Source organism: Pedococcus sp. NPDC057267 (genome assembly GCF_042668795.1).
Taxonomy (GTDB): Bacteria; Actinomycetota; Actinomycetes; order Actinomycetales; family Dermatophilaceae; genus Pedococcus.
This window is the reverse complement of the sequence record NZ_JBHUYG010000144.1, coordinates 1-7718: the sequence shown is the minus strand read 5'-3', so window position 1 is coordinate 7718 and position 7718 is coordinate 1. Positions and strand designations below refer to the sequence as shown.

Annotated in this window: 6 protein-coding genes; 4 read left to right on the top strand and 2 right to left on the bottom strand. The window is 74.1% G+C overall.

Translation table 11 applies throughout. The annotated features are described in order from the left end of the window. Positions 1-1061 (top strand): RNA polymerase sigma factor (locus tag ACFUC1_RS19620; RefSeq protein ID WP_379122836.1); only part of this gene is annotated, 1061 nt, incomplete at its 5' end. A gap of 51 nt (positions 1062-1112) precedes the next feature. Here ACFUC1_RS19620 and ACFUC1_RS19615 read toward each other — a convergent pair. Further along, a complete protein-coding gene (locus ACFUC1_RS19615) occupies positions 1113-1976 on the bottom strand; it encodes an aldo/keto reductase (RefSeq protein WP_379122834.1) in 864 nt (287 codons plus the stop codon). Between the two features lie 228 nt (positions 1977-2204). On the opposite strand from ACFUC1_RS19615, the gene ACFUC1_RS19610 reads away from it, so the two are divergent. Further along, positions 2205-4310 carry an NAD(+) synthase gene (locus ACFUC1_RS19610; RefSeq protein WP_379122832.1) on the top strand — a complete coding sequence of 702 codons (2106 nt, stop codon included), beginning with the start codon at positions 2205-2207 and terminating at the stop codon, positions 4308-4310. 207 nt (positions 4311-4517) lie between these two features. Here ACFUC1_RS19610 and ACFUC1_RS19605 read toward each other — a convergent pair whose 3' ends face one another. Then, positions 4518-5024, bottom strand: a complete 507-nt coding sequence (locus ACFUC1_RS19605) for a hypothetical protein (protein ID WP_379122830.1) — start codon at positions 5022-5024, stop codon at positions 4518-4520. A 305-nt stretch (positions 5025-5329) separates the two neighbouring features. On the opposite strand from ACFUC1_RS19605, the gene ACFUC1_RS19600 reads away from it, so the two are divergent. Beyond that, positions 5330-5998: a hypothetical protein gene (locus tag ACFUC1_RS19600; RefSeq protein WP_379122828.1), complete on the top strand. Its 669-nt coding sequence runs from the start codon at positions 5330-5332 to the stop codon at positions 5996-5998. 147 nt (positions 5999-6145) lie between these two features. Next, on the top strand, positions 6146-7561 hold the full coding sequence (locus tag ACFUC1_RS19595; RefSeq protein WP_379122826.1) for an FAD-binding oxidoreductase: 1416 nt from the start codon (positions 6146-6148) through the stop codon (positions 7559-7561). Positions 7562-7718: the final 157 nt, after the last annotated feature.

Here is a 7718-nt window from a genome sequence, read left to right as displayed (position 1 = left end):
CCGTCCAGGAGGCCTTGATCGAGGCGTACCGCCGCTGGCCGGCGGACGGGCTGCCGCGCGACCCCAGGGCGTGGCTGGTCACCGTGGCGCAGCGAAAGCTCGTCGACCTGCAGCGCTCGGAGGCCGCCCGGCGCCGCCGGGAGGAGCGCGAGCTGGAGGAGCCGGCCCCCGGGCCCACCGAGCAGGCCGACGACACGCTGCTGCTGTACTTCCTGTGCTGCCACCCCTCGCTGACGCCCGCCTCGGCCGTCGCCCTCACCCTGCGCGCGGTCGGCGGCCTCACGACACGACAGGTGGCCGAGGCGTACCTCGTGCCGGAGGCGACGATGGCCCAGCGGATCAGCCGTGCCAAGCGCACCGTCGACGGCGAGCGGCTGCGCACGCCCGGTGACCTCCGCTCGGTGCTCACCGTGCTCTACCTCGTCTTCAACGAGGGGTACTCCGGCGAGGTCGACCTGGCGGCCGAGGCCATCCGGCTCACGCGGCAGCTGGCCACCCTCTCCGACGAGCCCGAGGTCGCCGGGCTGCTCGCGCTCATGCTGCTGCACCACGCCCGCCGGGAGGCACGGTTCACGGCGGACGGCGAGCTCGTCCCCCTCGCCGAGCAGGACCGCTCGCGCTGGGACACCGCCCTCATCGCCGAAGGGATCCACGTCCTGCAGACGGCGCTCGCCCGCGACCGGCTCGGCGAGTACCAGGCCCAGGCGGCCATCGCGGCCCTGCACGCCGACGCCCCCACCGCAGGGGAGACGGACTGGACGCAGGTGCTGGAGTGGTACGACGAGCTGGCGGCCCTCACCGACAGCCCCGTCGTTGCGCTCAACCGCGCGGTCGCGGTCGGGGAGGCGGACGGGCCGCTCGCCGGGCTGCGGGCGCTCGCCGCCGTCCCACCCTCGGTGCCGCGGCACGACGCGGTGGCCGCCCACCTGCACGAACGCGCCGGGAACCTCGAGCAGGCCCGCACCCTGTATGCCGCGGCAGCCCGCGCCGCGACCAACGCCGCCGAGCGCGACCACCTCACCCGACAGGCCGCCCGGCTGGGGCACGCCGCCACGTCGTGACGGGTGCCCCGGCCGGACGGCCTGGAGGGGTTGGTCTCGCGAGCGGGGCGGTCAGCCCGCGGTGGTGAGGCGTTCGAGCTCGTCGGTGGTCAGCACGAGGTCGGCCGCCTTCACCGAGTCCTGGATGGACGTCGGACGGGAGGCACCGGGGATCGGCAGGACGACCTCCGAGAGCGACAGCTCCCACGCCAGCGCCACCTGCTGCGGGCTGACGTCGTGCGCCTTCGCCACCTCCGCGAACGCGGCGTGCCGCGACCCCAGCTCGGAGGCGTTGGAGATGCCGCCGAGAGGGCTCCACGGCAGGAACGCGATCCCGAGCTCGGCGCAGTGGTCGAGCTCGTCGCGGCTGGAGAGGAACTTCGGGGAGAACTGGTTCTGCACCGACACGAGCCGGCCGCCGAGGACCTCGTTCGCCTCGTCGATCTGCGCGACGGTGGCGTTGGAGATGCCGGCGCGGGCGATGACGCCCTCGTCGAGCAGCTCCGCCAGCGCGCCGACGGACTCGGCATACGGCACCTTCGGGTCCGGGCGGTGGAACTGGTAGAGGCCGATGGCCTCGACGCCGAGCCGCGTGGCGGAGTCGCGGGCCGCCTGCTTGAGGTATGCCGGGTCGCCGTTCACCGTCCACGACCCGTCACCCGGGCGCAGGTGGCCACCCTTGGTGGCCACGACCACGGACGAGGTGTCGCCGCCCCAGGACTTCAGGGCCTGCGCGATGAGGGACTCGTTGTGCCCGACCTCGCCGGCGTCGCGGTGGTAGGCGTCCGCGGTGTCGATGAGGGTGACACCGGCGTCGAGGGCGGCGTGGATGGTGGCGACGGACCGCTCGCGGTCGGGTCGGCCCTCGATCGACATCGGCATCCCGCCGAGCCCGATCGCGCTGACCTTCAGGTCGCCGAGCACACGCTGCTGCACGTCATCAACTCCTTCGTGGGGGACTGTGGGCGCCGCTCGCGGTGGGTCACCGGGCGACGGCCCTCACCAGTGCCAAGTCCCAGCCGCCGGACGATGTTCCCCGGCCGTCTCGTCCTGTCTCGACATGCGAGTCGGCCGCTCCTCTCCCGCACCCGGGCGCTGAGCACGGCTGTGACGCGCCTCTCCGTCGCCGCGACCCGTCCTCGTGCGCTCTGACAGACTCGGCGCATGGACTCCGGAGCCGCCAGCCAGGACTTCCGCTCGGCCTACCGCCACGGCTTCGCCCGGGTCGCGGCGTGCACGCTGCCCGTCTCCGCGGCCGACCCGGCCCGCAATGCCGAGGCCATCCTGGAGCAGGTGCGGCGGCACCACGAGGACGGTGTCGCCGTCACCCTCTTCCCCGAGCTGAGCCTGTCGGGCTACTCGATCGACGACCTGTTCATGCAGGACGTCCTGCTCGACGCCGTCGACCGGGCGATCGTCGACCTCGCCGCCGCCACCAGGGGGCTGCGGCCGCTCGTGGTCGTCGGTGCACCGCTGCGCAGCGGCAGCCGGATCTACAACTGCGCCGTCGTGATCCAGGGCGGCTACGTCCTCGGCGTCGCCCCCAAGTCGCACCTGCCCACCTACCGCGAGTTCTACGAGGCCCGCCAGTTCGCCTCCGGCGCCGGCATCCGCGGGACCGTCCTCACCCGTCCGCACTGGCCCGGGGCCGACGAGGACGGCGACATCCCCTTCGGCGTGGACCTCGTGTTCCGCGCCGCCGACCTGCCCGACCTCGCCGTGCACGCTGAGGTCTGCGAGGACATGTGGGTGCCGGTGCCGCCGAGCGCCAAGGCCGCCCTCGCCGGCGCCACCGTGCTGGTCAACCTCTCGGCCTCGCCCATCACCGTGGGCCGCGCCGAGGACCGCCACCTCCACGCCCGCTCCGCCAGCGCGCGGTGCAGTGCCGCCTACCTGTATGCCGCGGCCAGCCGGGGCGAGTCGACCACCGACCTGTCGTGGGACGGCATGACGATGGCTTACGAGCTGGGACGGCTGCTCGGCCAGACCGAGCGGTTCCCCGAGTCCGCGCAGGCCACCGTCGTCGACGTCGACCTCGACGCCATCCGTCAGGATCGGATCCGGCAGGGCACGTTCGAGGACAACCGGCGCACCGAGTGGATCGGCGAGGAGGACGGCGAGCTGTTCCGGGCCGTCGAGTTCACCCTCGACCCGCCCCGCGGCGACATCGGCCTGCGGCGCAAGGTCGACCGCTTCCCCTTCGTCCCCGACGACGAGGCGCGGCTCGCCCAGGACTGCTACGAGGCGTACAACATCCAGGTCTCCGGGCTCGAGCAGCGGCTGCGCTCGATCGGCTCGGACACCTGGCAGCCCAGGGTCGTCATCGGCGTGAGCGGGGGCCTCGACTCCACCCACGCGCTCATCGTCGCCGCCAAGGCGATGGACCGGCTCGGACGGCCGCGCACCGACATCCTCGGCTTCACGATGCCCGGTTTCGCGACGAGCAAGGGCACCAAGGAGAACGCGATCCACCTGATGGAGAGCCTCGGCATCACGTGGGAGGAGCTGGACATCCGCCCGGCCGCGACCCAGATGCTCAAGGGACTCGGCCACCCGGCAGGAGACGGCGAGGAGGTCTACGACGTCACGTTCGAGAACGTCCAGGCCGGGCTGCGCACCGACTACCTCTTCCGCGCGGCGAACCAGCGCGGCGGCATCGTCCTCGGCACCGGCGACCTGTCCGAGCTCGCCCTCGGCTGGTGCACCTACGGTGTCGGCGACCAGATGTCGCACTACGGCGTCAACGCCGGGATCCCCAAGACGCTCATCCAGCACCTCATCCGGTGGGTCGTCGCCAGCGGCCAGTTCGAGCGCGAGGTCAACGACACCCTCATGACGATCGTCGACCAGGAGATCAGCCCCGAGCTCGTGCCGGTCGCCGAGGGCGAGGCGATGCAGTCCACCGAGGACGCCGTCGGCCCCTACGCACTCAACGACTTCACGCTCTACCACGTGCTGCGCTGGGGCTACCGCCCGAGCAAGATCGCGTTCCTCGCGCTGCACGCGTGGGCCGACGCCGACGCGGGCGAGTGGCCCGTCGGCTTCCCCGAGGACCGGCGCACGGCATACGACCTGGCCACGATCCGGCGCTGGGAGGAGGCCTTCCTCACCCGGTTCTTCGCCAACCAGTTCAAGCGATCGGCCCTCCCGAACGGCCCCAAGGTCGTCGCCGGCGGGTCGCTGTCGCCGCGCGGCGACTGGCGGATGCCGTCGGACGTCACGGGTCGCGCGTGGCTGGAGGAGCTGCGCGCCAACGTCCCCGAGGCCTAGCAAGGAGGGCCGCGCGAGGGCGGCGGCTCGCCCGGCGCGGCCGGCCAGCAGCGCGGCTGCCCGGCGGGCCAGCTCGAGCTCGACGCAGCGGCGCAGGTGGTCCGGGTCCGCCTCGGTCAGCGTCCTGCCCGACAGGCCGGGCCCCGGGCGGTCCCGCGCTGGTGCGTCTGGCGGGGTTTCCCGAGCCGGCCGGGAGGGGAGGTCGGCTCAGAGCTGGCCGCTGGTGATCCAGTCGCACGCGCGGTGCATGGCGTCCCACGGGTCGGTGCCGAGGAGGGCGGTGAAGCGCTCGGCGTGCCGGGACTGGGGGTCGACCATCGTGGCCGTCCACTCGCCCCCACGCTGGTTCTGGCTCAAGGTCACCGTGCGCGGCAGCGTGCACGAGGCGACCTCGATGAGCACGGGACCACCGCGCTCGCCGGTGCGCGTGATCGTGAAGGCGTGCCCGGCGATGATGTCCGTGCACCGGGCCGCCTCGAGGGCGCGGGCGCGGGCCCGCTGGTACTCGGCCTGTGCGGAGTTGCCGAGCGACAGGGCGACGGCGGAGCGGGCCGGCGACAGGCCCGACACGGTGCGGGCGCGGTTGGCGTCCTCGACGGCCGCCTCCGCGGCCATCCACGTCCGGGTCACGTCGGCGGCGAGCTGTTCGCGCTTCTCGGGCGCGGCGTGGGCGACGTACCAGGCGTTGGTGTAGAGGCGGTCGATGACGGTCATGCCTCCGGTTTCCCTTCTCACGAGCTGTCCCTGCGGCGGGCGCCCGACCCGTCCCCTGGCCGCTTCCCCGCACCACCCATGGTGGGTTGCCGGTGGCGCGTCCACATCGGCCCGCGGCGGGCGGGCGGTCTCCACCACCGGGCTGACGCCACGCCTTCGGCAGGCCCCGTTTGCCTCCGGTGGCACGGCGCTGGCCGTGGCGGCCGCCCCGGGCGCGGAACCGGGCTAGCGCTCGACCCGGTCGCGGCGCATAGTGGACGAGGGACCACGGGGAGGGCCCGCCGACCCGGTTCCTGGGAGCCAGCATGTCGCCTGTCACGAACACCCCCGACCTCGTCCCCGTGCTGTCCGCCGGCAAGCACCGCACCCCCCGCAAGGGCGCCTGCTTCATGGAGATGGCCTCGTTCCTCGCCGGTGAGAAGTGGAGCGACCACCCGCGCTGCACCCATCCGCTCCTCGCCTCGATGGCCCGGCTCGTCAACGACGCCCTGTCCGACGAGGAGCGCCGGCGCATCGCCATGCTCGTCCCGGACGTCGTGGGGCTCGTCGGCGAGGACCTCGCCATCGACGTCTCGCTGGCCGTCCACGCCGCTGCAACCGCCCTGCCGCTGGTCTCGGCCACCCGCCAGAACGTGCTCGCCGTCGGGCTGCTGACCGCCGAGCGGATGCTCGACACGCTGCCCGAGGAGCACGCGGACGTCCACGCCCGCTGCGAGGCCGCCTTCGCCGCCGTGCCGGAGGCCCACGCCTGGGCGGTCCGCTACGCGCGCGACGCCCGGGTCCGCGAGCGCGTCTTCCGCCGCCAGACGGCGCCACACATCGTCGCGTATGCCGTGGAGGGCATCGCGGTGGCCTGCATCGACTCCCCGGCCGACCACCTCATCGGGCTGCTCCAGCAGGCCGTCGCCGACGTGCGCTCGCGCGTCCAGGCGCCCGTGCCGCCGCGCATCACCGCGCTGCCGATGAAGGTCTGAGCCCCCGCAGCCCTCGAGCCCCCGCCTGCGTCGCCGGGGGCTCGAGGCGTGTCCGGGGGCGCCACCCCAAGTCGGTCCCAAGTCCGGCCCAAGCGCATGGGCGCACCGTGTTCCGCACAGACCAGAAAGCGGAACAAGGAGTCACCCATGACCATCGAGCTCACCACCTCGGACCTGCGCGCCGAGTCCCTCCGGGACCTGCGCGACGCGGAGGTGCAGCTGCCCGGCGACCCCGGCTACGACGCCGCGCGGATGCCGTGGAACGTCGCCGTCGACCAGCGACCGGCGGCCGTCGCCACCCCGACCGACGTCGCCGCCGTGCAGCGGGTCGTCCGCGCCGCCGCGGCCGCCGGGCTGCGGGTCGCGCCGCAGGGCACCGGCCACAACGCCGGGCCGCTCGCGGCACACGGGCTCGGCGACGTCGTCCTGCTGCGCACGTCGGCCATGACCCGCGTGAGCATCGACAGCACCCGCCGCATCGCCCGTGTCGAGAGCGGGGCGCTGTGGGAGCACGTCACCGAGCCGGCCGCCGACGCCGGGCTGGCGGCGCTGCACGGCAGCAGCCCCGACGTGGGTGTCGCCGGCTACTCCCTGGGCGGGGGCATCGGCTGGTACGCCCGTCAGCTGGGCCTCGCCACCAACAGCCTCACGGCCGTCGAGCTCGTCACGGCCGACGGCGAGCTGGTCCGCGCGGACGCCAACCGCAACTGCGAGCTGTTCTGGGCCGTGCGCGGCGGTGGCGGCAGCTTCGGCGTGGTGACGGCCCTGGAGTTCCGGCTCTACCCGATCGAGTCGGCGTATGCCGGCATGCTCATCTGGGACCGAGAGCAGGCCGAGCGCGTGCTGCGCCGCTGGGCGGAGTGGGCGCCCGAGGCGCCCGACGAGGTCACCACCTCGTTCCGGGTGCTCAACCTGCCGCCCATCCCCGAGATCCCGGAGATGCTCCGCGGCCGTTCGATCGTCATGGTCAACGGGGCCGTCCTGGGCAGCGACGAGCGGGGCGCCGAGCTCATCGCCGGCCTCCGGGACCTGCGACCCGAGATCGACACCTTCGGGCGCATGCCGGCCCGGGCGCTCGTGCGGTTGCACATGGATCCCGAGGGCCCGACCCCCGGTGTCTCCGACTCGACCATGCTCGGCTCGTTGCCGGGCGCCGCGGTCGACGCCTTCCTGGCGGAGGTCGGGCCCGGGTCGACGTCCTCGCTGCTCGCGGCGGAGCTGCGCCAGCTCGGCGGGGCGCTGGGCCGCGACGACGAGCGGGGCGGTGCCCTGAAGCGCCTCGACGGGCAGTTCCTCGCCTTCGGTGTCGCGATCGCCGCGACGCCCGAGATGGCGGTGCAGGGCGAGGTGGACGCGGCACGCCTGGTGGGGGCGCTCGAGCCCTGGGCCGGCGGTCGCCGCTACCTCAACTTCGCCGAGGGGGCGGTGGACGCCCGCAGCGCCTACGACGAGCGGGCGTGGCTGCAGCTCAAGGCCATCCGCACCGCGGTCGACCCGCGGGGCGTGTTCCTCGGCAACCACCGCATCCCGCGGCTGGTCGAGGACGGGCGCGTCACCGACTGACGCGCCCGAGCAGGACAGGTGCCGGGGGGCACCGAGGGGGTGTGCCGCGGACCGGGGGGGCCGCGGCCCACCCCCGGCCGCCGGCGCCGGCGCGCGCACCGGGTGCTTGGGGCTTAAACCCCCCCGCCCGGCCGGCTCCGGGGAAAAAAAAAGTTGG